24 protein-coding genes and 2 tRNA genes are annotated in these 25,134 nt (G+C 69.1%); 14 read left to right on the forward strand and 12 right to left on the reverse strand.

Annotated features, from left to right (window positions below; genetic code table 11):
- Window positions 1-97: 97 nt before the first annotated feature.
- Complete coding sequence (locus tag J3P30_RS05750) at window positions 98-1,411, forward strand: PLP-dependent aminotransferase family protein (RefSeq protein ID WP_210479992.1); 1,314 nt, start codon at window positions 98-100, stop codon at window positions 1,409-1,411.
- Window positions 1,412-1,426: 15 nt separating this feature from the next.
- The gene (locus tag J3P30_RS05755; RefSeq protein ID WP_210479993.1) at window positions 1,427-2,392 is read left to right on the forward strand and encodes a D-alanine--D-alanine ligase; all 966 of its coding nucleotides are present in this window, start codon (window positions 1,427-1,429) and stop codon (window positions 2,390-2,392) included.
- Window positions 2,393-3,089: 697 nt separating this feature from the next.
- Here J3P30_RS05755 and J3P30_RS05760 read toward each other — a convergent pair.
- Genes J3P30_RS05760 through rpmH form a run of 8 tightly spaced genes read right to left on the reverse strand, consistent with a single transcriptional unit; the run spans window position 3,090 to window position 7,892 of the window.
- Complete coding sequence (locus J3P30_RS05760) at window positions 3,090-4,034, reverse strand: ParB/RepB/Spo0J family partition protein (RefSeq protein WP_210479994.1); 945 nt, start codon at window positions 4,032-4,034, stop codon at window positions 3,090-3,092.
- Complete coding sequence (locus tag J3P30_RS05765; RefSeq protein WP_307807411.1) at window positions 4,034-4,936, reverse strand: ParA family protein; 903 nt, start codon at window positions 4,934-4,936, stop codon at window positions 4,034-4,036. Before J3P30_RS05765 ends, J3P30_RS05760 begins: the two co-directional genes overlap by 1 nt.
- 59 nt (window positions 4,937-4,995) lie before the next feature.
- Window positions 4,996-5,631 (reverse strand): 16S rRNA (guanine(527)-N(7))-methyltransferase RsmG, encoded by a 636-nt coding sequence (gene rsmG / locus J3P30_RS05770; RefSeq protein WP_210479995.1) that lies wholly within the window; start codon window positions 5,629-5,631, stop codon window positions 4,996-4,998.
- Window positions 5,631-6,110 (reverse strand): R3H domain-containing nucleic acid-binding protein, encoded by a 480-nt coding sequence (locus J3P30_RS05775; protein ID WP_307807412.1) that lies wholly within the window; start codon window positions 6,108-6,110, stop codon window positions 5,631-5,633. The genes rsmG and J3P30_RS05775 overlap by 1 nt, the downstream gene beginning before the upstream one ends.
- On the reverse strand, window positions 6,107-7,087 hold the full coding sequence (yidC, locus tag J3P30_RS05780; RefSeq protein ID WP_307807413.1) for a membrane protein insertase YidC: 981 nt from the start codon (window positions 7,085-7,087) through the stop codon (window positions 6,107-6,109). Before yidC ends, J3P30_RS05775 begins: the two co-directional genes overlap by 4 nt.
- 4 nt (window positions 7,088-7,091) lie before the next feature.
- The gene (gene yidD, locus J3P30_RS05785) at window positions 7,092-7,427 is read right to left on the reverse strand and encodes a membrane protein insertion efficiency factor YidD (protein ID WP_210479997.1); all 336 of its coding nucleotides are present in this window, start codon (window positions 7,425-7,427) and stop codon (window positions 7,092-7,094) included.
- Window positions 7,427-7,753, reverse strand: coding sequence for a ribonuclease P protein component (gene rnpA / locus J3P30_RS05790; RefSeq protein WP_210479998.1), 327 nt, complete (start codon window positions 7,751-7,753; stop codon window positions 7,427-7,429). The genes yidD and rnpA overlap by 1 nt, the downstream gene beginning before the upstream one ends.
- Before the next feature lies 1 nt (window position 7,754).
- Window positions 7,755-7,892: a 50S ribosomal protein L34 gene (rpmH, locus tag J3P30_RS05795; protein ID WP_210479999.1), complete on the reverse strand. Its 138-nt coding sequence runs from the start codon at window positions 7,890-7,892 to the stop codon at window positions 7,755-7,757.
- A gap of 299 nt (window positions 7,893-8,191) precedes the next feature.
- On the opposite strand from rpmH, the gene dnaA reads away from it, so the two are divergent.
- From dnaA to J3P30_RS05845, 10 genes are all read left to right on the forward strand, one after another.
- Window positions 8,192-9,607 carry a chromosomal replication initiator protein DnaA gene (gene dnaA / locus J3P30_RS05800; RefSeq protein WP_210480000.1) on the forward strand — a complete coding sequence of 472 codons (1,416 nt, stop codon included), beginning with the start codon at window positions 8,192-8,194 and terminating at the stop codon, window positions 9,605-9,607.
- Window positions 9,608-10,886: 1,279 nt separating this feature from the next.
- A complete protein-coding gene (gene dnaN, locus J3P30_RS05805) occupies window positions 10,887-12,035 on the forward strand; it encodes a DNA polymerase III subunit beta (protein WP_210480001.1) in 1,149 nt (382 codons plus the stop codon).
- 13 nt (window positions 12,036-12,048) lie between these two features.
- A complete protein-coding gene (gnd, locus tag J3P30_RS05810) occupies window positions 12,049-12,942 on the forward strand; it encodes a phosphogluconate dehydrogenase (NAD(+)-dependent, decarboxylating) (RefSeq protein WP_210480002.1) in 894 nt (297 codons plus the stop codon).
- A gap of 12 nt (window positions 12,943-12,954) precedes the next feature.
- A complete protein-coding gene (gene recF / locus J3P30_RS05815; protein ID WP_210480003.1) occupies window positions 12,955-14,121 on the forward strand; it encodes a DNA replication/repair protein RecF in 1,167 nt (388 codons plus the stop codon).
- A complete protein-coding gene (locus J3P30_RS05820; protein WP_210480004.1) occupies window positions 14,118-14,621 on the forward strand; it encodes a DUF721 domain-containing protein in 504 nt (167 codons plus the stop codon). The genes recF and J3P30_RS05820 overlap by 4 nt, the downstream gene beginning before the upstream one ends.
- Window positions 14,622-14,726: 105 nt before the next feature.
- Window positions 14,727-16,739 carry a DNA topoisomerase (ATP-hydrolyzing) subunit B gene (gyrB, locus tag J3P30_RS05825; RefSeq protein ID WP_210480005.1) on the forward strand — a complete coding sequence of 671 codons (2,013 nt, stop codon included), beginning with the start codon at window positions 14,727-14,729 and terminating at the stop codon, window positions 16,737-16,739.
- 106 nt (window positions 16,740-16,845) lie between these two features.
- The gene (gene gyrA, locus J3P30_RS05830; RefSeq protein WP_210480006.1) at window positions 16,846-19,368 is read left to right on the forward strand and encodes a DNA gyrase subunit A; all 2,523 of its coding nucleotides are present in this window, start codon (window positions 16,846-16,848) and stop codon (window positions 19,366-19,368) included.
- Entirely contained in the window at window positions 19,361-19,786 is a 426-nt protein-coding gene (locus J3P30_RS05835; protein WP_210480007.1) for a DUF3566 domain-containing protein, read from the forward strand. Before gyrA ends, J3P30_RS05835 begins: the two co-directional genes overlap by 8 nt.
- A gap of 61 nt (window positions 19,787-19,847) precedes the next feature.
- Window positions 19,848-19,921: transfer RNA gene (locus J3P30_RS05840), tRNA-Ile, on the forward strand.
- 146 nt (window positions 19,922-20,067) lie between these two features.
- Window positions 20,068-20,143, forward strand: a tRNA-Ala gene (locus J3P30_RS05845).
- Between the two features lie 72 nt (window positions 20,144-20,215).
- Here the strand turns inward: J3P30_RS05845 and J3P30_RS05850 are convergent.
- The 4 genes from J3P30_RS05850 to J3P30_RS05865 form a co-directional block, all read right to left on the reverse strand.
- Window positions 20,216-21,046 carry an ABC transporter permease gene (locus J3P30_RS05850; RefSeq protein WP_210480008.1) on the reverse strand — a complete coding sequence of 277 codons (831 nt, stop codon included), beginning with the start codon at window positions 21,044-21,046 and terminating at the stop codon, window positions 20,216-20,218.
- Window positions 21,033-21,977: an ABC transporter ATP-binding protein gene (locus J3P30_RS05855; protein ID WP_210480009.1), complete on the reverse strand. Its 945-nt coding sequence runs from the start codon at window positions 21,975-21,977 to the stop codon at window positions 21,033-21,035. Before J3P30_RS05855 ends, J3P30_RS05850 begins: the two co-directional genes overlap by 14 nt.
- Window positions 21,974-23,005, reverse strand: a complete 1,032-nt coding sequence (locus tag J3P30_RS05860) for a sigma-E factor regulatory protein RseB domain-containing protein (protein WP_210480010.1) — start codon at window positions 23,003-23,005, stop codon at window positions 21,974-21,976. Before J3P30_RS05860 ends, J3P30_RS05855 begins: the two co-directional genes overlap by 4 nt.
- 111 nt (window positions 23,006-23,116) lie before the next feature.
- Complete coding sequence (locus J3P30_RS05865; protein ID WP_210480011.1) at window positions 23,117-23,728, reverse strand: hypothetical protein; 612 nt, start codon at window positions 23,726-23,728, stop codon at window positions 23,117-23,119.
- A 100-nt stretch (window positions 23,729-23,828) separates the two neighbouring features.
- On the opposite strand from J3P30_RS05865, the gene J3P30_RS05870 reads away from it, so the two are divergent.
- Both J3P30_RS05870 and J3P30_RS05875 read left to right on the forward strand, forming a co-directional pair.
- Window positions 23,829-24,365: a peptidylprolyl isomerase gene (locus J3P30_RS05870; protein ID WP_210480012.1), complete on the forward strand. Its 537-nt coding sequence runs from the start codon at window positions 23,829-23,831 to the stop codon at window positions 24,363-24,365.
- Window positions 24,362-25,075: a rhomboid family intramembrane serine protease gene (locus tag J3P30_RS05875; protein ID WP_210480013.1), complete on the forward strand. Its 714-nt coding sequence runs from the start codon at window positions 24,362-24,364 to the stop codon at window positions 25,073-25,075. Before J3P30_RS05870 ends, J3P30_RS05875 begins: the two co-directional genes overlap by 4 nt.
- Window positions 25,076-25,134 lie beyond the last annotated feature (59 nt).

Consider the following 25,134-nt stretch of genomic DNA (forward strand, 5'->3'; position numbering starts at 1 on the left):
TCTTCTTTTCGGGACCCGCTCGGCTCAGCCGGGCGGGTCCTTCCTTTTGTCGTCACTAGTGTTGAACAGCGGGATCCGGCCGCGGAAGAAGGAATCAGTGTCACAGGCCCACGGCAACGGCAACAACCTCGACCCCTGGTACGAGCTCTACGCGGAGCGCACGTCGGGTCTGTCCGCATCCGAGGTTCGCGCACTGTTCGCCGTCGCCTCCCGGCCCGAGGTGGTCTCCCTCGCCGGCGGCATGCCGTACGTGTCCGCATTACCGGATGACCTGATCAGGACCGCATTCGACACCGTAATGACCGAGCGCGGGGACGCCGCTTTGCAGTACGGGTCGGGCCAGGGCATGCCGGCGCTGCGCGAGCACATCCTCGAGGTCATGGCCGAGGAGGGGATCCGGGCGAGCGTGGACGACGTCGTGACCACGACCGGATCGCAGCAGGCCATCGACCTCGTGTCCAAGCTCTTCCTCGATCCCGGCGACGTCGTCCTAGCCGAGGCGCCGAGCTATGTGGGCGCCATCGGCGTCTTCCGCTCCTACCAGGCACGCACCGTGCACGTCGCCATGGACGACGACGGCCTCATCCCCGAGGCCCTCCGCGAGGCGATCGCCCGCGAGCGAGGAGCCGGCCGCACGATCAAGTTCCTCTACACCGTGCCGGACTTCCACAACCCGGCCGGCGTGACCCTCAGCGGCCCCAGGAGGGCCGAGATCCTCGAGATCTGCCGCAGCAGCGGCATCCTCGTGGTCGAGGACAACCCCTACGGCCTCCTCTACTTCGACGGCCCGCCTCCGCCTCCCCTCCGCACGCTCGACGAGGACGGAGTGGTGTACCTCGGGTCGTTCTCGAAGACGCTCGCTCCCGGGTTCCGGGTCGGCTGGGCGCTCGCACCGCACGCGATCCGCGAGAAGCTCGTCCTCGCGGCGGAGTCCGCGATCCTCTCGCCGAGCTCGTTCTCCCAGTACGTCGTGAACCAGTACCTCGAGACGGCGGACTGGCGGGCTCAGATCGCGACCTTCCGAGGGGTGTACCGCGAGCGGCGGGACGCGATGCTGTCCTCGCTCGCCGAACATCTGCCCGAGCTGAGCTGGACGCACCCGAACGGCGGCTTCTACGTCTGGGTGACCCTGCCTCCCGAGCTCGACGCGAAGCAGATGCTGCCTCGTGCCGTGACGGAGCTCGTCGCCTACACGCCGGGCACCGCGTTCTTCGCCGACGGCACCGGCCAGGACCGCATGAGGCTGTCCTACTGCCACCCGACGCCCGCCAACATCCGTCTGGGGATCCGGCGGCTGGCCACCGTCGTGGGCGGCGAGCTGGACCTCCTGGAGCAGTTCTCCGGTACGGGTCCACTGCGCGCCGCACGCGCCGACCGGCACGTCAGCGCGCCGCCCCCCGACCTCGGCTAGTCCCGAAAGGACGTCATGACCAGCGTTTCTCCTTCCGTCCTCGTTCTGGCCGGCGGCATCTCGCACGAACGCGAGGTGTCCCTCCGTTCCGGTCGGCGCGTCGCGGATGCGCTGCTCGAGCGCGGCTGGAACGTCACCGTGCGGGAACCGGACGGTCAACTGCTTCCGTCACTGCGTGAGGGGTCGTGGGACGTGGTGTGGCCGGCGCTGCACGGCGCCAGCGGCGAGGACGGTGCGCTGCTGGCGCTGCTCGAAGCGACCGGAGCCAGCTTCGTCGGATCCGACTACCGCGCCGCACGACTGGCTTGGGACAAACCAGTGGCGAAGACCATCGTCGCCAACGCCGGGGGAGTGACTCCGCGTGGTTTCGCTCTCTCGCGCGACACGTTCCGTGAGCTCGGTGCTCCGGCCGTCCTCGAGACCGTGCGGTCCGCCTTCCCGTTCCCCCTCGTCGTGAAGCCCACGCGGGGCGGGTCGGCCCAGGGTGTCACGATCGTCCGCGAGACGGATGCGCTGCCGCGCGCGATGGTCGACGCGTACACGTACGGCGACGATGTGCTGGTCGAGCACCACATCTCGGGCACGGAGATCGCCGTCGCTGTCGTCGACCTCGGCGACGGTCCCATCGCCCTGCCCGCCGTCGAGATCGTGCCGGTGTCCGGGGAGTACGACTTCGCTGCGCGCTACAACGCCGGCGAGACCCGCTTCTTCGCTCCCGCCCGCATCAGTGAGCACGCCGCTGCGTCAGCGGCCGAGCTGGCTCTCTTGGCACACCGCGCGCTCGGACTCCGTCACCTGTCCCGCGTCGACATGATCGTCGATGCCGAGGACCGGGCCTGGTTCCTCGAGGCGAACGTGCTCCCCGGTCTCACCGAGACGTCGCTGCTCCCGCTCGGCGTCTCCGCGCACGGCTCGGGCCTCGGTGAGGTCTACGAGGCGATCGCGCGCACTGCGATGTCCGCGGTGGGGCAGGACGCCTGACCGGGCCGCGGACCCCTGTTTCACGTGAAACAACGAGTGCCGTGACTCGCGTCCCGTCCGCTGCCCTGGCGTAGCCGGTACGACGCCAACGGCAGTCGCAAAGGAACGGCAGCACGGCGCAGTCGACCACCTCTCTCAGCCTTCGGCGGGCCAGTCGTCGCCCACGTCAGGCGGTATCCACCTACCCCGATCAGGAGAGGCAGCGCGGATCAGGGAAATCCGGCCGTTTCGCAGACGGATCAGGGAGACGCGCCGCAACGGAGCGGACCGCTCCTGATCCCTGCAGGAGGCGGAGCTGAACCGAGCGGGCGCCTGGACGTCCGTGACCGGCGCCGCGACTCGAACTGTGTGTGGCCCAGCAGGCGCACCGGCCGTGCGAGCGCCGCGCGCGGCAACAGAGGGCGCCTGTGCTGAGGCTCGTCGGCGTCCGGCACGCATCAGGTCGTGCGCGCCCTGCTCATTAGCTGCTACGCCGGGGGCGAGGTGCCTCGCCGGGTCGAAGACCACTCCGGTGCTCGCGCTGCTACGCACTTCCGGGACGGCCAAGCGAGAGCGGTCAGAATCTGCCTTGTTGAATCCTGGATCCCGCGTCCGAGACGCACGCGTCCGGTCGACAATCCGGCTGTCCGGCTCGGGTGCTCCGGCTCGCTACAGCGGCGACACCGGCCACTGTTTCACGTGAAACAGCGGCACAACGTCAAGCGCCGGCGAATCCCTCGTCGCCCAGCTTGCCCAGGATGCGGTTCAGGTCCCCGATGGTCGCGAAATCGATGACGATCTGTCCGCGCCGGGCACCGAGCGTGACCTTGACGCGGGTGTCGAGCCGGTCGCCGAGGCGCTCCGCGATCTCCGCGAGCTGCTCCTGGCGTCGCCCTGAGGCCGCGGTCGCGCGCTTGGGCCGGGCTGCCTGGCTGACGACGGACTCCGCCGCCCGTACGGACAGGTCTTCGTTCACGATCTTGTCCGCGAGGCGCTGCATCTCCTCCTCGTCCTCCAGGGAGAGGATCGCGCGGGCATGACCCGCGCTGAGGACACCGGACGCGACACGGTTCGCGACCGGCTGGGGGAGCTTGAGGAGCCGGATCGTGTTGCTGATCTGGGGACGCGACCGTCCGATCCGCGACGCGAGCTGTTCGTGGGTGATCCCGAAGTCCGAGAGCAGCTGCTGGTAGGCCGACGCCTCCTCCAGGGGGTTCAGCTGCGACCGGTTGAGGTTCTCCAGGAGCGCGTTCTGCAGCATCGCATCGTCCGACGTCTCCTTGACGACTGCGGGTATCGTCGCGAGTCCCGCTCTCTTGCTGGCGCGGAGCCGCCGCTCGCCCATGACGAGCTCGTACCTCGCAGTGCCGCCCTCCGGGGCGGGCCGCACGACGATGGGCTGCAGGACGCCGTTCTCGCGGATCGACACCACGAGCTCGTCGAGCGCCTCCTGGTCGAACTCCTTGCGCGGCTGGTGCGGGTTCGGGACGATCTCGTCCACCGGGATGCTGGCGAGGCGAGCACCCGGAACCTCGACAAGGCTGTCCTGCGGGGCCTGCTCGGGGAAGAACACGTCGACCGGGCGCGGTCCGCTGCTCTCGTCGGCAACAGGAATCAGGGCTCCGATGCCCCGTCCGAGTCCGGTCCTCTTGGGCGTCGCCATCATTCTCCTCGTCGTGCGATCTCAGCGGCCGCCTCGAGGTACGAGAGCGACCCGGGGGAGTTGGTGTCGTAGGTGATCACGCTCTGTCCGTAGCTCGGCGCCTCGGAGATCCGCACGGATCGCGGGATGACGGTGCCGAGCGTCTCCGCAGGGAAGTGCTCCCGGACATCCTGCGCGACCTGCTGGGCGAGGTTGGTGCGGCCATCGAACATGGTCAGGAGGATCGTCGACACGCGCAGCTTCGGATTGAGGTGGCGCTCGATGAGCTCGATGTTCCGCAGCAGCTGGCTCAGGCCCTCGAGCGCGTAGTACTCGCACTGGATCGGGATGAGCACCTCCCGGGCTGCGACGAACGCATTGATCGTGAGCAGTCCGAGCGACGGCGGGCAATCGATGAAGACGTAGTCGTAGCGGGGAGAGGCGGTGCTCAGGAACTCGGTGAGCGCGCTGCGCAGACGCTGCTCCCGTGCGACCAGGGACACCAACTCGATCTCTGCGCCCGCGAGGTGGATGGTCGCCGGGACGCAGTAGAGCTCGGGGAACTCCGGGCTCTGCTGCACGACCTCCGCCATGGGCGTCTCGCCCACGATCACGTCGTAGACGCTCGGCGTCTCCGCCCGGTGCTCGACGCCGAGAGCGGTCGACGCGTTGCCCTGAGGATCGAGATCGATGACGAGGACGCGGGCGCCGTGACGCGCGAGTGCCGCCGACAGGTTCACGGCCGTCGTCGTCTTGCCGACGCCACCCTTCTGGTTGGCGACGGTGAAGATCCGGGTTTCGGTCGGCTTCGGCAGCCGCGTGACCTCGACCGCGTGGCGGCGGCGCGTCAGATCGGCGATCTCTCGCGCCAGGGGAGTGGTGCTGTCGAAGTCCGCCGGCGCGGGAGCGTTGTGATGTTTCACGTGGAACCTTCCGAGAGGAAAGACCGGGAGGGCCAGGGAGAGGCGGCGGATCGCCGGGTTCAGCTCACTGTAGCCCGGAAGACCCGCGTCCCCTCGGTCGCCATACCGGTGCCGAGTTCATCGACTCGAACATTGCTGAGCCGCCATTTCGCGATGACCTTCTCGGCCTTCCGCGCCTCGTCCTGGACAGCGGCGCCCTTGAGCAGCAGGAGCTCGCCGCCCGGGCGCACGAGCCGCGCGGTGAGAGGGATGAGCTTGCTCAGGGCCCCGACCGCTCGCGCGGTGACCTGGTCGAAGGCCCGCGGGTACGGCGCTTCCTCCGCGCGTGCGCGGACGACCTCGACGTTCGACAGGCCAAGGCGGTCCCGCTGCTCCTCGAGCCAGGCGACGCGGCGCTCCATCGGCTCGATCAGCACGAGACGGACGTCGGGGCGGGCGATGGCGAGGGGGATGCCCGGGAGACCGGCACCGCTTCCCACGTCGGCGACGGATCCGGTGAGAAGGGGAGCGAGGAGCGCGGAGTTCACGACGTGGCGGGTCCAGAGCCGCGGCAGCTCCAGCGGACCGATCAGGCCCAGCTCCTCGCCCCGATTCCCGAGGTCAGCTGCATAGGAGCGGGCGAGCTCGAGGCGATCACCGAAGAGCTCCGCGGCGACCGGGGGCTCCGGCTCGACGGATGTTTCACGTGGAACCATCAGCCGCGCGTGAGAACCGTGTGCCGGTCCCGGCCCTCTCCCTCGGACTGCGACACGAGCCCGCGCTCCGCGGCGAGGTCGTGCACCAGCTTGCGCTCGTAGGAGGACATCGGCTCGAACTCGTACCGGCTCGCGCCCTTCTCGAGCGCCGCCAGCGCCGCGTCGACGCGCTGAGCCAGCTCGCGCTGCCGCACCGCCCGGCTCCCGCCGACGTCGACGATGAGGCGTGAGAACTCGCCGGTCTTCGCCTGAACCGCGAGGCGTGTCAGCTCCTGGAGGGCTGCGACCGCGTCGGGGCTCGTCAGGACGCGCAGGTTGCTGTCCGACGAGGCCGTCACCGAGAGCTGGGTGCGCTCACCGTCGGACTCGATGTCGATGTCCCCGTCGAGGTCGCAAATGTCGAGGAGCTCCTCGATGTAGTCCGCGGCGATGTCGCCCTCGTCCTGAGTGGAGGGCACTGCTGCTCCTGCGTCGGTCACGACTTGCTCCCGGATTTCTTCGCTCGATTCTTGCTCACCGGCTGCTGACGCTGGCCGGCCGGCCGCTTCGTGGCGACTGCGGACGGCGACTCAGCGGCGGTCTGCGCCTCGAGGTTCAGCTTGCCCTTCTTCGCAAGGCGCGCCTCGCGGGCCTTCGCGGCCTCGCTGCCGGGAGTCGGCATGTTGCGGATGACGATCGACTGCTGGACGGCGGTCCAGATGTTCGAGGTGAGCCAGTAGAACATGACGCCGAGCGGGAACGCGACGCCGGACACCGCGAAGACCAGCGGAAGGATGTAGAGAAGGATCTTCTGCTGGCGGAACATGGGGCTGTTCTTCGCCTCGGGCGACATGTTCTTCGCCATGATCTGCAGCTGCGTGTAGAACTGCGAGGCGGTCATCAGGACGACCATCGCCGCGGCGATCCCCATCACGGCGCCGTTGAAGCCCTGCCCCGCGGTCCACAGGTTGAACTCGTTGATGAACGTGCCACGGAGGGGAGCGCCGAAGAGCTCGGCGTTGGCGAACGAGTCGGCGAGATCCCTGGTGAGCAGCCCGACGCCGGCCTTGTCGTGCTGCGCGTCGTTGAGCACGGAGAAGAGGCCGAAGAAGATCGGCATCTGGATCAGCAGCGGGAGGCAGGAGCTGAACGGGCTGGTGCCGTGCCGCCGGTAGAGCTCCATGGTCTCGCGCGACATCGCCTCCCGCGAGAACTGGTCGCGCTTGCCGCGGTACTTGTCCTGGATCTTCTTGAGCTGCGGCGCGACCTCCAGCATCTTCCGCTGGCTCTTGATCTGGCGCACGAAGAGCGGGATCAGGGCGGCGCGGACGACGAGCACCAGGCCGACGATGGAGAGCACCCAGGTGACCCCGGAGTCGGGGTGCAGGCCGACGGCGTCCCAGAGCGCGTGGAAGGCGACCAGGATGAGCTCGATCGCCCACTTGATCGGCCAGAGGATTATGCTGAAAATGTCCACCTGGTCAGGCCTTTCCATTCACGGCAAGAACGCTCGCGCCCCCGGAGGGGAGCGGCACGACGAAACCCGCGCGAGTCACCCGGTAGCGTCGCACGCGGCGCCTGGGCACATCGTCCACGCCGCCCTTCGACCACGGGTTGCAGCGGAGGATGCGGGCGGCCGTCATCGCCGCACCGACCACCACGCCGTGCTCCTGGACGGCCTCGAGACCGTAGCGCGAGCAGGACGGGTAGTAGCGGCAGACCTCACCGTAGAGAGGGGAGATGACGGCGCGGTACGCGATGAGGAGGGCGACCACCGCATTGCGGGGGAGCAGGAGCAGCGCGGAGAGGGCGTACATCAGCGGGCCAGAACGGCGGACTCGACCTCGGCCCGCAGCTCGTCCCAGTCGGCGGACGCCGCGGAGGGCAGCGCTCGGATGACCACGGCCCGTGCCGGGGCATCCGGCAGCACCGAATAGCAGGCCGCCTTGAGCCGCCGGCGGACGCGGTTCCGCTCGACCGCTCCACCCAGAGCCTTGCTGACGATGAAGCCGAAGCGCGGGACACTGCCGGGCGCGAGCTTGTCGAGATACGCGATCGTGGCGCGCCCGGAGACGCGGCGGCCCCGCCGCACGATGCGACGGTAGTCGGCCCCGCTCACGACGCGATGGGCCCGCGCGAGCAACCTACGCCGAGAGCTCGGTGCGCCCCTTGCGGCGACGGGCCGCAAGGATGGCGCGGCCGGCGCGGGTGCGCATGCGCGTACGGAAGCCGTGCGTCTTGGCGCGACGACGGTTGTTCGGCTGGAAGGTTCGCTTGCTCATGGATGTACTCCGAAAGAAGATGGGCGGCGGCGACGGCCGCTGTCCCACGGCTCGCTCGCCGCGGGCAACTGGTTAAAAATACGCGTCCGAGCGGCAGGGGTCAAACGGCGGCAAGCCTGGGGATAACCCGGCGCGCCGGAGGCCCGTCGATATTCTGAACGGGGGATTTGATCCAACCCCCGCTGGAGATTACGGTGAGCAACCAGCCGCCCGGCCACCCGACACCGCTCGCGGCTTCCCTTCCGATCTTGACAGGAGCACGGACGTTTCGTCCTGCTCCGGAAGCTTGCTGAGGCGCCATGGCAGAGGTCGCATCCCAGACCCGACAGATCTGGGCCGACGTGCTCTCGGCCCTCGGTGGGGACGAGCGGATCACGCCTCAGCTGCGCGGCTTCCTGGGACTCGTGGAGCCCAAGGGCGTCATGGCGGGCACCATGTACCTCGAGGTGCCGAACGACTTCACCCGCGGCATGCTCGAGCAGCGGATGCGCCAGCCTCTGCTCGGCGCGATCGGCTCGCTGGACCCCTCTCTGGAGATCGCGAACTTCGCCGTGGTCGTGAATCCCGAGATCGAGGACACCCCGGTGGCGGTGACGTCGGAGTCCCTGCCGGCGGAGCCCTATGTAGAGGCTCCTGTCGCGCCGGTGACCGAGCTGCCCGGCGCCGGGCGGGGCGAGAGCCGCCTCAACCCGAAGTACAGCTTCGACAACTTCGTCATCGGCGCCTCCAACCGCTTCGCCCACGCCGCGGCCGTCGCCGTCGCCGAGACGCCGGCCAAGGCCTACAACCCCCTCTTCATCTACGGGGAGTCCGGCCTCGGCAAGACCCACCTCCTGCACGCGATCGGCCACTACGCCGTCAGCCTCTATCCCGGCATCCGTGTGCGCTACGTGAGCTCCGAGGAGTTCACCAATGACTTCATCAACTCGATCGCCCAGAACCGCTCCTCTCTGTTCCAGGCGCGCTACCGGGACATCGACATCCTGCTGATCGACGACATCCAGTTCCTCCAGGGGAAGGATTCGACGCAGGAGGCGTTCTTCCACACCTTCAACACGCTCCACGACCACAACAAGCAGGTGGTCATCACGAGCGACCTGCAGCCGAAGCTGCTGACGGGGTTCGAGGACCGGATGCGCTCCCGCTTCGAGTGGGGCCTCATCACCGACGTGCAGGCGCCGGACCTCGAGACGCGCATCGCGATCCTGCGCAAGCGCGCGCAGAACGAGAAGCTCCAGGTGCCGGACGACATCCTCGAGTTCATGGCGTCCAAGGTGTCGAGCAACATCCGGGAGCTCGAGGGGACGCTCATCCGGGTGACGGCGTTCGCGAGCCTCAACCGCACCCCGGTGGACATGGCGCTCGTGCAGACGGTCCTGAAGGACCTGATCACGCTCGACGAGGACAACGTCATCGCGCCGGTCGACATCATCAACCACACCGCGGACTACTTCAAGCTGAGCGTCGACGACCTCTACGGCTCCTCCCGGTCCCAGGCGATCGCCACGGCACGGCAGATCGCGATGTACCTCTGCCGCGAGCTCACGAACCTGTCACTCCCGAAGATCGGCCAGCTGTTCGGCAACCGGGACCACACGACCGTCATGTACGCGAACAAGAAGATCAGCGAGCTCATGAAGGAGCGCCGCTCGATCTACAACCAGGTCACCGAGCTCACGAGCCGGATCAAGCAGAACCACCGCTACTCCCGCTGACCCGCCGGCGTCCGTCTGACGGCCGCCCCGCGTTCCTTCCACCGTGCTCACACGGAGGGAGCGCGGTGCACGGGGATCCCGCACCGGCGCAGCGAGTGACACCGAGGGCTCCCCGAACCACCGAGGGCGACCTGTGCACGAGGTGCGCTCGGCGGTGCGGCCCGCACTCGGTGGTACTGGGCGCGCTCGGCAGTTCGGAGCGCACTCAGCGCGCGGCAGCCAGCAGCGCGTCCGGGTGCCGCAGGCGCAGCCGAAGCCGGCGACCAACGTCACCGAGGGCGACCTGTAGCGCCGAGCGCACCCCCCAGCACCGAGGGCGCCTCGTACACGGGTCGCACTCGGTGTTCCGAGGCGCGCTCGGGGCCATCCGATGCACCGGCGCGGGATCCAGCGCTGAGCATTGCAGAAGCACCGAGAGGCCGGTCGGACGCCTCCGCAGCGCACCCGCCCCAGTGAGCGTCCCAGCCGCCCTGTGAGGGCCTATGCCGGCACACGACTACACCCTGTGGTTCGGACGGTCCTCGCCCTCCTGCGGACCGCGAAGGGCCGTGCGAGACGCCTCGGACGGCGAAGTCCACAAGAGGACGACGGTTTCACGAACTTCCCCAAGCGCCGACGACGCAGCGCCGGTCCCCAGGCCCGACCGCGGCGATCCACACCGCGCGAGCACCGCCGTCCCCGCTTGGGACTTTGGTCCCTTGCCCCGTTGCGGCACTCCTCACCACCGAGTTCCGCATGTTTCCGGGCATCGGCGGTCCAGTTGTCCACTTCTCCACAGGCTTATCCCCCTATTAACAACTCCCGCGCCCCCGTTTCGTGCGGAACTCCCCCGTGGGCAGGTCGGCTTTCCACGGCGAGTTATCCACCCGTTCTCCACACCTGTGGGCAGATCCGAGGGGGAGCGGGATGTGCACATAGCCGATCGGGCATGGGTTCTGCACACTGTGTGGGGAATCTGTGGACAGTTCGGGGACGACACACCCCTCGGCTGGGGATGGAAGGTCAGAACTTGTGAGACAAGGGGTTGCGAGGGCCGACCGCCACTCACGCTCGTCCGCATGGCCCCCACACGGGTCACACATCTTGCACGCGTGTAGTTCCCGCTCGGAACCTGGGCTCGGCGGGGTTACTCACACCATCCACACCCGTTAAGAGTGTTAAAGAATCTCTTCTTGTTCTTCTCCTCCGACAACCTCTGAGGGGACGGGGCAGGAGCGGCCTGCGGGCCTCCGGAGGCACCGATAGCATTTGACGGACTGAAAACAGACAGGGGACATCCGTGAGGTTTCAAGCGAACAGGGACGTGTTCAGCGAGGCCGTGTCCTTTGCCGTCAAGCTCCTCCCGCAGCGGACGACCCTGCCGATCCTGTCCGGCGTCCTCCTCGAGGCCCAGGAGTCGGGTCTGACCCTGTCGTCGTTCGACTACGAGGTGTCCGCGCGGACGGAGATCGCCGCAGAGGTCGCCGAGCCGGGTCGCGCGCTCGTCTCCGGGCGCCTGCTGGCCGACATCGCGAGCCGGCTGCCCGCATCCGCGCCGGTCGAGGTGTACTCCGAGGACTCCCGCATCGTCGTCCGCGCCGGGTCCGCGCGCTTCACGCTGCTGAGCATGCCCGTGGAGGAGTACCCGAACCTGCCGGCCGTCGGCACCCCGACCGGGAGCGTCCCCGCCGACGCGTTCTCGACCGCTGTCGCACAGGTGGCCGTCGCCGCGTCGCGGGACGACGTCACCCCCGTCATCACCGGGGTGCAGCTCGAGATCTCGGACCACAGCCTGAGCCTCGTGGCCACCGACCGCTACCGCGTCGCTGTGCGGGGCATCCCATGGGAGCCGGCGGGCGACGAGCAGCCGACGGTCACCGCCCTCGTGCCGGCGCGCACGCTGCAGGAGATCGGCCGAACCTTCGGCAACAGCGGGACGATCACGATCTCGATCACCGGGACCGAGGACCGCGAGCTCATCGCATTCAGCTCCGAGAAGCGCACGGTGACGTCGCTGCTCATCAAGGGCAACTTCCCGCCGGTGAAGCGCCTGTTCCCCGAGAACGTCGAGAACTACGCGGTCATCAACACCGCCGAGCTCGTGGAGGCCACCCGCCGCGTGCAGCTCGTCCTGGAGCGCGAGGCGGCGCTGCGCTACAGCTTCGACCTGGACGGCCTCACCCTCGAGGCGATCGGCTCGGAGCAGGCCCAGGCGTCCGAGAGCATCGAGGCCCTGCTCAACGGGAACGACACCGTCGTCTCGCTGAAGCCCCAGTTCCTGCTCGACGGCCTAGGCGCGGTGCACTCGGAGTTCGTCCGGATCGCGTTCACGAAGACCGAGAACCCCAACAAGCCGGGGCCGGTCCTGATCACGAGCCAGTCGAGCAAGGACAAGGCGGCGTCGGACGACTACCGCTACCTGCTGCAGCCCAACCTGCTGCTGCGCTGATTCGGAGGTCCCCATGAAGATCGGTCTCGTCGGCCTCGGCCGCATGGGCAACAACATGCGCGCCAGGCTCCGCAACGCCGGGATCGACGTCGTGGGCTACGACACGCGACCCGACGTCTCGGACGTCGCCACGCTCGCCGACCTCGCCGCCGCCCTCGACGGTCCGCGCATCGTGTGGGTGATGGTGCCGGCCGGGCAGATCACCGACGCGGTCATCAAGGACCTCGTCGACGTGCTCTCCGCGGGTGACCTCGTCATCGAGGGCGGCAACTCGAAGTTCACGGACGACTTCCTGCACGAGGCGCAGCTCGCCGAGAAGGGGATCGCCTACGTCGACTGCGGCGTCTCCGGCGGCGTCTGGGGACTCCAGAACGGCTACGGCCTGATGGTCGGCGGCTCCGAGGAGAACATCGCCCGCGCCATGCCCGTCTTCGACGCGCTGCGTCCGGAGGGTCCGCGCGAGGAGGGCTTCGTCCACGTCGGCCCCGTCGGCGCCGGGCACTACGCGAAGATGGTGCACAACGGCGTCGAGTACGCCCTCATGCAGGCCTACGCCGAGGGTTTCGAGCTCATGGGGGCCCGCAAGGACCTCATCCACGACCTCCCCGGCACGTTCCGGGCCTGGCAGCGCGGCACCGTCGTGCGCTCCTGGCTGCTCGAGCTGCTCGTCCGCGCGCTGGACCAGGACCCCGAGCTCTCCGAGATCGACGGATACGTCGGCGACTCCGGCGAGGGACGGTGGACGATCGAGGACGCCCTGAACCACTCGGTGCCGGTGCCGACGATCTCCGCGTCGATCTTCGCGCGCTTCGTGTCGCGCCAGGACGACTCCCCGGCGATGAAGGCCGTCGCGGCACTGCGCCAGCAGTTCGGCGGCCACGCCGTCAAGCGCGCCGCCGACGGCTGAGCCGCGGGGTCGATGCACGTACGGCGCCTGAACCTCGTCGACTTCCGCAACTACGAGAACGCCGACCTCCTCCTCGAGGACGGGGTCAACGTGCTCGTGGGGAGCAACGGGCAGGGCAAGACGAACCTGGTCGAAGCGCTCGGGTACCTGAGCACTCTGGGCTCCCATCGCGTCTCGAGTGACGTCGCCCTCGTCCGGCGGGGAGCAACGAGCGCCATCGTCCGCGCGCTGCTCGGACACGGCGGCCGCGATATCCTCGTCGAGCTGCAGATCAACGCATCGGCGGCGAACAAGGCGCAGGTCGGCCGGTCGCCCGCGAAGGTCCGCGACCTCCCGCGCTACTTCTCGAGCGTCCTGTTCGCTCCGGAGGACATGGCGCTCGTCCGAGGCGACCCCTCCGGCCGCCGGCGCTTCGCCGACGAGCTGCTGGTGCTGCGCGCGCCTCGGCTCGCCGGCGTGCTCGCCGACTACGACCGTGCCCTGCGGCAGCGCAACACCCTCTTGAAGACGGCGCGGGCGACCGGCGCCAAGGCGCTGTCCACCCTGGACCTGTGGGACGAGCGTCTCGTCGAGTTCGGATCGCAGATCGTCGCCGCCCGGCTCGGCCTGGTCGACGATCTGCGGCCGCACGTCGCGGCGGCGTACCGGGCGATCGTCGACGCGGATCACGGACCCAAGCTGGCCTCGCAGCTGAGCATCCTGTCCCAGCACCCGGACGCCGACGAGGAGGGCACCGAGCGCGCGGACGTCGTCCTCTCGCTCGACGAGATCCGGAGCCGCTTCGCCGCAGCCCTCGCCGCCGCGCGCCCCCGCGAGCTCGAGCGCGCCCTGACCCTCGTCGGCCCACACCGGGACGACATCGTGTTCGAGCTGAACGGACTCCCGGCCCGCGGGTACGCGAGCCACGGGGAGTCCTGGTCGTTCGCCCTGTCGCTCAAGCTCGCGTCGGCCGAGCTCCTGCGGGCGGAGGCGAGCTCCGGGGACCCGGTCCTCATCCTCGACGACGTGTTCGCCGAGCTGGACGCACCCAGGCGTCGGCGGCTCGCGGCCGCGATCCAGAGCTACGAGCAGGTCCTCATCACGTCGGCGGTCGCCGAGGACGTTCCCGAGCAGCTGCACGGCACCATGGTCCGCATCCAGGCGGGCCGCATCCTGGATTCGACGGGAACGGACGGATGACGAGCGGCGACGACGGGGTCCGCGAGGAGGCACGCTCGGTCTACCTGCGTCTCCGCGCGGCGTTCGGCGGTGCCGCCGCACCCCGCAGCACGGCCCGCCGCCGGCGCGCGCAGGTCGAGGGGGAGTCGCAGCCGTTCGGCGCAGGCCGCGATCCGGCCACGCTGGGGGAGATGCTGTCGGGGCTCACCTCGACCATGGGCTGGGACACCGCGCTGTCCCAGTCGGAGCTGATCGCGGCCTGGCAGGAGATCGCCGGCCCGGAGACGGCCGCGCACTCCGAGCCGACGGGTGTGGAGGACGGCCTTTTGCGCGTGAAGTGCGACTCCACCGCGTGGGCGACGCAGCTTCGTCTCATGCGCACGGAGATCCTCACGCGCATCGCTCAACGCTTCCCCGAGGCGGGCATCCAGAACATCGCGTTCTCGGGACCGGGTACCCCCAACTGGAAACGTGGCCCCAGATCGGTTCCAGGGCGCGGTCCGCGCGATACCTACGGCTGAGCGGGCAAATCTGGTCAACCTCGCCCGGAACGCGCCTGTGCGGGCCGTTCTCGGCTGCCGCGATTTGGTAGGATCGAGGTTCGACCGGCAGGAGCCAGGACCTTTATGACGACAGACACGACAGAGCCGATGTCCGACGACTCATACGGCGCCAGCGCCATCCAGGTGCTCGAGGGTCTCGAAGCGGTACGCAAGCGTCCCGGCATGTACATCGGCTCGACGGGTCCTCGCGGTCTCCACCACCTCGTCTACGAGATCGTCGATAACTCGGTGGACGAGGCGCTCGCCGGCTACTGCGACGACATCAAGGTCTTCATCCGGCGCGACGGCGGCATCACCGTGATCGACAACGGGCGCGGGATCCCGGTGGACATCCACCCTGTGGAGAAGCGGTCCACGGTCGAGGTCGTCCTCACGGTCCTGCACGCGGGCGGGAAGTTCGGCGGAGGCGGATACGCCGTCTCCGGCGGTCTGCACGGCGTCGGCAGCTCCGTGGTGAATGCGCTCTCCACCCGACTCGACGTCGAGGTCCGGCGCCAGGGCCACGTGTGGCGGCAGAGCTTCCGGTCCGGGGTTCCGACCGCGCCGCTCGAGAAGGGCGAGCCGTCGGACGAGACCGGCACGACGATCACCTTCTGGCCGAACGACGAGATCTTCGAGACCGTCGAGTTCGACTACGAGACCCTGCGGACGCGCTTCCAGCAGATGGCGTTCCTCAACAAGGGGCTGCGCATCACGCTCATCGACGAGAGGCGAGCTGCCGCGGACGATTCGGACCCCGACCAGGGGATCACGGAGGAGTCGGAGACCGAGCCGCTGTCGCACGTCTTCTACTACGAGAACGGACTCGTGGACTACGTGCAGTACCTCAACTCCACGAAGCGCGCCGAGATCGTGAACCCGGACATCATCTCCTTCGAGTCCGAGGACAAGGAGCGCCGGATCTCGCTCGAGGTCGCGATGCAGTGGACGACGGGCTACACCGAGAGCGTCCACACCTACGCGAACACCATCAACACGCACGAGGGCGGAACCCACGAGGAGGGCTTCCGCGCCGCGCTGACGAGCCTGGTGAACCGCTACGCGCGCGAGAAGGGCATCCTCAAGGACAAGGACGACAACCTCTCGGGCGACGACGTCCGCGAGGGACTCACGGCCGTCATCTCCGTCAAGCTCGGGGAGCCGCAGTTCGAGGGCCAGACCAAGACGAAGCTCGGCAACACCGAGGCGAAGGCGTTCGTGCAGCGCGTCGCCGGCGACCAGCTCGGCGACTGGTTCGAGCGCAATCCGGGCCAGGCGAAGGAGATCATCCGCAAGGCGATCCAGGCCGCCACCGCCCGCATCGCCGCCCGGAAGGCGCGCGAGACCGCCCGCCGCAAGGGCCTGCTCGAGGGCGGCGGCATGCCGGGCAAGCTCAAGGACTGCCAGAGCAAGGACCCGACGAAGTCGGAGATCTTCCTCGTCGAGGGCGACTCGGCCGGCGGCTCAGCCGGCACCGGCCGCGACCCGATCCACCAGGCGATCCTTCCCCTGCGCGGGAAGATCCTGAACGTCGAGAAGGCGCGGCTCGACCGCGCCCTCGCCAACGCCGAGGTGCAGTCGATGATCACCGCATTCGGCACCGGCATCGGTGAGGACTTCAACGCCGAGAAGGCGCGCTATCACAAGATCATCCTCATGGCCGACGCGGACGTCGACGGTCAGCACATCACGACGCTGCTGCTCACGCTGCTGTTCCGCTACATGCGGGGCCTCATCGAGATGGGCTACGTCTACCTCGCGCAGCCGCCGCTCTACCGGCTCAAGTGGACGAACGCCCCGCACGACTACGTGTACAGCGACCGCGAGCGGGACGCGCTGCTCGAGGACGGCATGAAGCAGGGCAAGCGCATCCCCAAGGAGAACGGGATCCAGCGCTACAAGGGCCTCGGCGAGATGGACTACAAGGAGCTGTGGGAGACGACCATGGATCCCGAGACCAGGACCCTCCGCCAGGTGACGGTCGAGGATGCCGCGGCGGCCGACGAGATCTTCGCGACGCTGATGGGCGAGGACGTCGAGTCCCGCCGCAGCTTCATCCAGCGCAACGCCAAGGACGTCCGCTTCCTGGACATCTAGCGCCCTTGGGGGTGGTGAAGGAGGCGCCGCAGGCGCCGTCCCGAAACCACCGGCGTGCCCGAACGGCTGGGACACCAGAACTCCCCGAACGACAAGAACGGACGACATGACGGACAAGATCGAGCAGGTCGACCTCCAGCTCGAGATGCAGAGGTCCTACCTCGACTACGCAATGAGCGTGATCGTGGGTCGCGCCCTGCCGGACGTGCGGGACGGCCTGAAGCCGGTGCACCGCCGCGTCGTGTACGCGATGTTCGACGGCGGCTACCGTCCCGACCGGGCGTTCAGCAAGTGCGCCCGCGTCGTCGGCGAGGTGATGGGCCAGTACCACCCGCACGGCGACAGCGCGATCTACGACGCCCTCGTCCGCCTCGTGCAGCCCTGGAGCCTCCGCTATCCGCTGGCGTTGGGTCAGGGCAACTTCGGCTCGCCGGGCAACGACGGCGCCGCCGCCTCGCGGTACACCGAGACCAAGATGGCGCCGCTCGCACTCGAGATGGTGCGGGACATCGACGAGGAGACCGTCGACTTCCAGGACAACTACGACGGCCGGACCCAGGAGCCCGTCGTCCTGCCGAGCCGCTTCCCGAACCTGCTCGTCAACGGATCCGTCGGCATCGCGGTCGGCATGGCCACCAACATCCCGCCGCACAACCTCCGCGAGGTCGCGGACGGCGCGCAGTGGCTGCTGGAGCACCCGGACGCGACGCGGGAGGAGCTGCTCGCCGCGCTGCTGCAGCGGATCAAGGGACCCGACTTCCCGACCGGCGCGCAGATCCTCGGCACGAGCGGCATCGAGGACGCCTACCGCACCGGACGCGGCTCGATCACGATGCGCGCCGTCGTCAACGTCGAGGAGATTCAGGGCCGGACCTGCCTCGTCGTCACGGAGCTGCCCTACCAGGTCAACCCGGACAACCTCGCCATCAAGATCGCCGAGCTCGTCAAGGACGGCAAGATCGCGGGCATCGCGGACATCCGCGACGAGAGCTCGGGCCGCACCGGACAGCGCCTCGTCATCGTGCTCAAGCGCGACGCGGTCGCGAAGGTCGTCCTCAACAATCTGTACAAGCACACGCAGCTGCAGGAGAACTTCGGCGCGAACATGCTCGCGATCGTCGACGGGGTGCCGCGCACCCTGCCGATCGACGGGTTCATCTCGCTGTGGGTCGACCACCAGCTCGACGTCATCGTCCGGCGCACCCGGTTCCGCCTCCGGAAGGCCGAGGCGGACGCGCACATCCTGCGCGGGTACCTCAAGGCGCTCGACATGCTCGACGAGGTCATCGCGCTCATCCGCCGGTCGCCCACGGTCGACGACGCGCGCCAGGGCCTCATCGAGCTGCTCGAGGTCGACGAGGTGCAGGCCACCGCGATCCTCGGCCTCCAGCTCCGCCGGCTCGCCGCGCTCGAGCGCCAGAAGATCATCGACGAGGCGGCCGAGCTCGAGCGCATGATCGCGGATTACAAGGACATCCTCGCCACGCCGTCGCGCCAGCGGCAGATCGTGAGCGACGAGCTCGCCACGATCGTCGAGCGGTTCGCCGACGAGCGCCGCACCGAGATCCTCCTCGGCTACGGCGGCGGGATGAGCGTCGAGGACCTCATCCCCGAGGAGGAGATGGTCGTCACCATCACCCGCGGCGGCTACATCAAGCGCACCCGGAGCGACAACTACCGCAGCCAGCACCGCGGCGGCCGCGGAGTGAGGGGCGCGCAGCTGCGCGCGGACGACGTCGTCGACCACTTCTTCGTGACCACGACGCACCACTGGCTGCTGTTCTTCACGAACAAGGGCCGCGTCTACCGCGCGAAGGCGTACGAGGTGCAGGAGGGCGGCCGCGACGCGAAGGGCCAGCACGTCGCCAACCTGCTCGCGCTGCAGCCCGACGAGGAGATCGCAGAAGTCCTCGACATCCGCGACTACAGCGTCGCGAAGTACCTGGTGCTCACGACGCGTCAGGGCATCATCAAGAAGACCGCCCTCACCGAGTACGACACGAACCGCAGCGGCGGCATCATCGCGATCAACGTCCGCGAGGGCGACGAGCTCGTGTCGGCGCTGCTCGTGGACGAGGACTCGGACATCCTGCTCGTCTCCCGCAAGGGCATGTCGATCCGGTTCACCGCCTCGGACGAGGCGCTGCGGCCGATGGGACGCAGCACGTCGGGTGTCATCGGCATGCACTTCCGCGAGGACGACGAGCTCCTGGCGGCGTCGGTGCTCAACGGCAACTCGGCCCACGCGTACGTGTTCGTCGTCACCGAGGGCGGCTACGCCAAGCGGACCGCCGTGGACCAGTACCGGGTGCAGAACCGCGGGGGCATCGGCATCAAGGTCGCCAAGCTCGAGGAGTCGCGCGGCGATCTCGCGGGCGCGCTCATCGTGGAGGAGGGCGACGAGGTGCTCGCCGTCCTCGCGAGCGGCAAGGTCGTCCGCTCGGCGGTCTCCGAGGTCCCGGCCAAGGGACGTGACACCATGGGTGTCGTCTTCGCCCGATTCGGCGACGAGGACAAAATCATCGCGGTCGCGAAGAACAGTGAACGTAATCTAGACGCGGGCGCGCCGGCAGAGGACGTCGAGCCCGCGGACGCCGAAGCCGGGAAGGGCGAGTCAGGGGATGAGTAGTGTCGCGGAGAAGCTTGCCCGGAAGACGACGCGGCCGGTGAGCGGCGGCGGTGGGGGAGCGACCAAGCAGGTTCGCCTCAAGCTCGTCTACATCGACTTCTGGTCGGCGGTGAAGCTCTCCTTCCTCGTCTGGATCGCGCTCGGCGTCGTGCTGATCGTCGGCACGTTCCTGATCTGGATGGTGCTCGCGCAGACCGGCATCTTCGACCGCCTGAGCGCCCTGTTCGGCGAGGTGTCCGGTGACACCACGTTCAGCCTGACCCAGACCTTCGGCCTGCCCCAGGTGCTCGGGTTCGCGCTCGTCATCGCGATCCTCAACGTGATCGTCGGGACCGCGCTCGGCGCCATCGCGGCCATGCTGTACAACCTGAGCGTCCGGCTCAGCGGCGGTCTCCTGGTGGGCTTCACCAACCAGTAGGCGGCGACGGCCGATTCGCCCGAACCCCGCTCGTGGGGTAAAGTCGGTACGGCCGAAAAACGGGGCTATAGCTCAGGCGGTTAGAGCGCTTCGCTGATAACGAAGAGGTCCCAGGTTCAAGTCCTGGTAGCCCCACAGCGCCTATCGGCGCGCCGCCGCTCCTGCGGCGCGCGTCGTGGGCAGTCCGGCCGGCCCGACGCGGCGGCCCGGCCTCCCGACCCAGCAGAATGCTGCGTTCGGTTGGCGGGTTGCGGTGCACGGGTACAGTTGCGACAGAGGCCGGGGACGTAGCTCAATTGGCAGAGCACCTGCTTTGCAAGCAGGGGGTTAGGGGTTCGATTCCCCTCGTCTCCACCATGCAGAGGTGTCGTCCCGCCGGACGGCACCTCTTCGTGGTTGTGGCCCCCGGTCGCCAACGCGGGTCGCCGCCTAGCTGAGGATGTCCTTCGTCGCGAACCGGCCGTACGCCGCGGCCCCGAAGAGGGCGACGTAGCCGAGCTGCAGGAGCGCGTTGTCCTGGAACGAGTCCCACACGATCGGGTCGCGCAGGAAGTCGCCGAAGCCGAACCAGTAGTGGCTGAACAGCCAAGGGTGCAGCCAGTCGAGCTGAGGCAGGGAATCGAGGATCTGCGAGGCCGCCGCCAGCACGATGGTCGCCGCCATCGCCCCCACCGGCACGGTCGTCAGCGTCGACAGGAAGAGCCCGATCGCGCTGAGGCCGAGCAGCGACAGCGCGACGTAGGCGACGAGGAGCGCAGCGCGCACGGCGAGGCCGCCGGCGTCGATCGTGTCGCCGGAGAGCAGGGTGACCGGGCGAATCGGGAACAGCGCAGCCCCCACGGCGAGCCCGGTGATCATGACCGTGAGCGGTGCCGCCACGGCGAACACCGCGGCGCCGGCGTACTTCACGAGCAGCACGCGGACGCGGCTGGCGGGAGCGACCAGGAGATAGCGCAGGGTCCCGAGGCTCGCCTCGCCGGCGATCGTGTCGCCCGCGACCACCCCGATCGTGAGGGGCAGGAAGATCGGCACCGAGACGGTGAGCGCGGTGAACGCCACGAAGAGCCCGTTCTCGCTGATCGCGGCGAGGAAGGCGGGCCCGCGGCCCGCGCCCGGCCGGAGCTTCACCGCGATGGCGATGAGCACCGGGACGAGGGCGAGGGCGGCGAGCATCGCCCAGGTCCTGCGGCGCCGGAACAGCACGGCGATCTCGGAGCCCAGGAAGGCGAGCGTGCGTGCGCGCGTCTCAACCTGCGACATCGAAGCCCTCCCCGGTGAGCGCGACGAAGCGGTCCTCGAGGCTCTCGCCCTCGACGGCGATCCCGCGCACCCGGACGCCGGCATTCACGAGAGCCGCCGTCACCGTCTCGGGCGCCCTGTCCTCCGGCAGGGGCGCGATGACGTGCTCGCCCTCGGGCTCCGGAGAGAGGCCGAGCTCCGCGAGGGCGCGCAGCGCCCGCCCGGTGTCCGGAGTGCGCACCCGGACCCGCGCGGATCCCTGGCGGCGCAGCTCCTCGAGCATGCCCTGAGCCACCAGCCTCCCGGCGCTCATGACGGCGATGTGGTCGCAGAGCTGCTCGACCTCCGCGAGGAGGTGGCTGGAGACGAAGACGGTCGTCCCCTCGTCGGCGAGGGCGCGCAGGAGATGGCGGATCTCGCGCGTTCCCTGCGGGTCGAGCCCGTTCGTCGGCTCGTCCAGGATCAGCAGCTCGCGGGGGCTGAGGAGCGCGTTCGCGATTCCCAGCCGCTGCTTCATGCCCAGGGAGTACGCGTGCACCTTCTTCTCCGCCGCCGCGGACAGCCCGACGCGCTCGAGTGCCTCGGCGACCCGCTGTGAGCGGGTGGCGGCAGGAGCGCGACCGTCCGCGGCGTCGTAGCGCGTCAGGTTGGCGCGCCCCGAGAGGAACGGCGCGAACGCCGGGCCCTCGACGAGGGCTCCGACCCGGGGGAGGACGGACGCCAGGGCACGGGGGATCGGCTCGCCGAGCATCGCGATCTCGCCGCCACCGGGCGAGGCCAGCCCGAGGAGCATCCGGATCGTGGTGGTCTTGCCCGAGCCGTTCGGCCCGAGGAAGCCGAACAGGGCTCCGCGAGGCACGAGCAGGTCGACGCCGTCGACCGCGCGCCGCTGTCCGAAGGTCTTGGTGAGTCCCGTCGTCCGGATGGCCGGCTCGGCCTCCGCCGGCGTCACCGGGCGGCGGCCTGGAGGGCCTCGAGGGGGACGGCTCCGGCGAGAGCGCGGCCGTCGGAGGTCAGGAGCACCGTCACGAGCGTGGTCTGGAGCGCTCGGCCCTCCGGAACCGCGGTCGTGAGCTGTTCGAGGAGGGTGCGCTGCTCGTAGTCGGCCGCGCCCAGCACGTCGGCGGGGAGCTCGACCACGGTGTCCCACCCGCTCCCGGTCACGACGACGTCCGGCATCCCGTACGCGTAATGGCTGCGGCCGAAACCCCCTCCGATCTCCTCGACAGTCGCGCCCTCGGGCGGCGTGAAGGCGAACACGTCCGGAGCGGGCACGCCGAAGTCGATGTCGGTGAAGGCGAGCGTGAAGGCGTCCTGCTCCTGGCCCTGGGGATCGACGGAGACCTTCAGGGGGAGCCCGGTCTCCGCGTCGACGGACACCGTCACGTCGCCGATCAGGGTCTCCGCGCTTCTCGGGGTCAGCACGAGGTCGTAGACGTCGCGTCCCGCGACGCGATCGCCGCTGTCGACGGTGACCTCCGTCGAGGAGTCGATGCGGTCGAGGAACGACTGCGCGAGCTCGGCAGGGGTGGGAACGCTGCCCGGAGCCCGGTCATGCGCCGGCAGCGTCAGGTGTGCCGCCTCGTTCTCCTGGGAGTCGTAGAGCCACACGTCGCTCCCGTTGCGGATGACGTCCCGCTCGGCGAGGCGGTCGAGGACCTGGACGCGCTGGCCGCCGGCTCCGTCGGAGTAGACGCGAGCCGTGTGGGAGGCGGTGAGGAGCTCGACGATCGACGACGACGAGCGGACCCCACCGCCCACGCCGCTCGTCGGGAGCTCAGGCAGCCCGAGCTCGGAGCTCTGGTCGATCGTGCCGGAGAAGGCGGTGTCGGAGCCGCCGGCGATGAGTTCGAGGATCTCTCCGGGTGCCCTGTCCGGCAGCCCGGAGTCCGAACCGGCGATGGCGGGCACAGCGACCGCGCCGGCGGCCACGAGAACCGCGACTCCCGCCGTGGGCAGCCAGTGCAGGGCATTGCGCATGTGACGACCTCGCCTTTCCAGGTGGCGCTGATGCTACGCCCCCCGACCAGGAAGATCCCGGGAAGAACGAAGGGCCCCGGCGATGCCGAGGCCCTTCAGTCGTCTGTCCGGTCAGTCCGCGACAGTCGGAGGAACATCCGTCGGAGGAACATCCGCCGGGTTCGTGGTACCCGTGGCCTCGGGCTCGTCGTCCGCGATCCACAGGTCGTCGTCGGCACGGAAGGTCTGCCATGCGGCGTAGCCGATGCCGGCCAGCGCCACCGCCCCGATCCCGACGAGGGCGAAGGTGCCGGCCCCCGGGCCGGTCTTCTTCGGCGGCTCAGGGGCCTTGGCGAGCGAAGCCGAGAACGTCTTGAGCTTGTTCTGCAGGGCCTCGCTGTCGAACCGGGAGCTCAGGGCCTTCGACATCTGCAGCACGGAGAGGGCGGACGCGGCCACCCCGGTGAGCGCGGGAAGCACTTCCCCGACGACCTTCGCGCGCGCCCCGGTCGCCGCCGTCCGGCCCACGAGGAGCCCCCGGTCCACGCTGGGCTTGAGGCGCGTCTCGTAGGTCGACAGCACGCGGGGAACGACCTGCTCCTGGTTGAGGAGGGTCGCCTGCTTGCGGGCCTGACGGAGCAGGGTCGACGCGTGCTCGAGCACAGCCTGCTGCTCCTGCCACAGCCCCTCGGCGTTGCTGCGCAGCTTGCGCAGTTCCCTCTTGCGCTTGCGGGAGAGCTTCATGTCCTGCCTCCTAATGGGTCGATCGCGGGTTTCTCCATCTTGCCACCATGACTCCTGGGAGCGCCCCGGGTGATTTTCCCCGGCGGAATAGGATCGGAGCATGATCCAGCACACCGCTGTCGCGACTCTCCACACCACCCAGGGCGACATCCGAGTCAACCTGTTCGGGAACCAGGCGCCGAAGACGGTGCGCAACTTCATCGGCCTCGCCACGGGTGAGACCGAGTGGACGGATCCCCGCACCGGGAAGAAGGGCTCGGGCCCGCTCTACACGAACGTTCCCTTCCACCGCATCATCCCGGGCTTCATGATCCAGGGCGGCGACCCGACCGGGACCGGCATGGGCGGCCCCGGCTACGAGTTCGACGACGAGATCTCGCCCGACCTCGACTTCACCCAGCCCTACATCCTCGCCATGGCGAACGCCGGCAAGCGCGGCGGACGGGGGACCAACGGCTCCCAGTTCTTCATCACCACGGGCGCGACGACCTGGCTGCAGGGCGCGCACACCATCTTCGGTGTCGTGGCGGACGACGAGTCGCGGGCGGTCGTCGACAAGCTCGGCTCCGTGCCCACCGATCGTCGCGACCGGCCGGTGGAGGAGCAGGTCCTCACCGGCGTCACCATCGAACGGTGAGCTTCCTCCGCGGGCCCCGCGGAAACGCATGGCGGCGTCTCCGCACCACGGTGGCGCCGTCGGTCACCTATGTGATCATCACGATCACCCTGCTGGTGTTCCTCGTCCAGCTCCTGCCGGGCTCGCCGGTCACGGACGCGCTCCTGTACGCGCCCGCGTACTCCCTGCCGGCATCGGGCTTTCCGTTCGAGCCGTGGCGGATGCTCACGGTGGCGCTCGTGCACTCGCCGGGGCTGCTGCTGCACATCCTCTTCAACATGCTCGCGCTGTGGATGTTCGGGCAGCAGCTGGAGTCGGCGGTGGGAGCCTGGCGGTTCCTCGTCATCTACGTGCTCTCGACCCTGGGCGGCTCCATCGCGGTCCTCTATCTGGGGAGTCCGTTCCAGGGAGTCGTGGGCGCGTCGGGAGCGGTCTTCGGGCTCCTCGGCGCCTTCTTCATCGTCGCGCGGAAGCTCGGCGCCAACACCGCCGGGATCGTGATCCTCATCGCGCTCAACCTCGGGATCGGGTTCTTCTTCCGCTCGATCTCCTGGCAGGCGCACGTCGGCGGGCTGCTCGCGGGCATGCTCGTGGCCTTCGTGATCGTCGAGACGCGCCGTCGTGCCCAGCAGCGGCGCCAGTACGCGCTCCTCGGCGGCGTCACCGCTCTGCTGCTGCTCGCGGCGCTGCTGCCGGCCCTTGTACCCGGGATCGCGGGAAGGATCGGCTAGTTATCCACAGCGATTCCACACTGTGCAGAACTACACAGCTGTAATTGCCGAGTGACCAG

Origin of the sequence: Naasia sp. SYSU D00948 (assembly GCF_017916515.1) — a bacterium.
Lineage (GTDB): Bacteria > Actinomycetota > Actinomycetes > Actinomycetales > Microbacteriaceae > Naasia.

What these genes read in the sequence shown, in the direction of transcription:
- J3P30_RS05755 (WP_210479993.1), top strand. Translation starts at nt 1,427, where the DNA reads ATGACCAGCGTTTCTCCTTCCGTCCTCGTTCTGGCCGGCGGCATCTCG.
- J3P30_RS05760 (WP_210479994.1), bottom strand. Translation starts at nt 4,034, where the DNA reads ATGGCGACGCCCAAGAGGACCGGACTCGGACGGGGCATCGGAGCCCTG.
- rsmG (WP_210479995.1), bottom strand. Translation starts at nt 5,631, where the DNA reads ATGGTTCCACGTGAAACATCCGTCGAGCCGGAGCCCCCGGTCGCCGCG.
- yidD (WP_210479997.1), bottom strand. Translation starts at nt 7,427, where the DNA reads ATGTACGCCCTCTCCGCGCTGCTCCTGCTCCCCCGCAATGCGGTGGTC.
- rpmH (WP_210479999.1), bottom strand. Translation starts at nt 7,892, where the DNA reads ATGAGCAAGCGAACCTTCCAGCCGAACAACCGTCGTCGCGCCAAGACG.
- dnaA (WP_210480000.1), top strand. Translation starts at nt 8,192, where the DNA reads ATGGCAGAGGTCGCATCCCAGACCCGACAGATCTGGGCCGACGTGCTC.
- gnd (WP_210480002.1), top strand. Translation starts at nt 12,049, where the DNA reads ATGAAGATCGGTCTCGTCGGCCTCGGCCGCATGGGCAACAACATGCGC.
- recF (WP_210480003.1), top strand. Translation starts at nt 12,955, where the DNA reads ATGCACGTACGGCGCCTGAACCTCGTCGACTTCCGCAACTACGAGAAC.
- J3P30_RS05820 (WP_210480004.1), top strand. Translation starts at nt 14,118, where the DNA reads ATGACGAGCGGCGACGACGGGGTCCGCGAGGAGGCACGCTCGGTCTAC.
- gyrB (WP_210480005.1), top strand. Translation starts at nt 14,727, where the DNA reads ATGACGACAGACACGACAGAGCCGATGTCCGACGACTCATACGGCGCC.
- gyrA (WP_210480006.1), top strand. Translation starts at nt 16,846, where the DNA reads ATGACGGACAAGATCGAGCAGGTCGACCTCCAGCTCGAGATGCAGAGG.
- J3P30_RS05835 (WP_210480007.1), top strand. Translation starts at nt 19,361, where the DNA reads ATGAGTAGTGTCGCGGAGAAGCTTGCCCGGAAGACGACGCGGCCGGTG.
- J3P30_RS05850 (WP_210480008.1), bottom strand. Translation starts at nt 21,046, where the DNA reads ATGTCGCAGGTTGAGACGCGCGCACGCACGCTCGCCTTCCTGGGCTCC.
- J3P30_RS05860 (WP_210480010.1), bottom strand. Translation starts at nt 23,005, where the DNA reads ATGCGCAATGCCCTGCACTGGCTGCCCACGGCGGGAGTCGCGGTTCTC.
- J3P30_RS05865 (WP_210480011.1), bottom strand. Translation starts at nt 23,728, where the DNA reads ATGAAGCTCTCCCGCAAGCGCAAGAGGGAACTGCGCAAGCTGCGCAGC.
- J3P30_RS05870 (WP_210480012.1), top strand. Translation starts at nt 23,829, where the DNA reads ATGATCCAGCACACCGCTGTCGCGACTCTCCACACCACCCAGGGCGAC.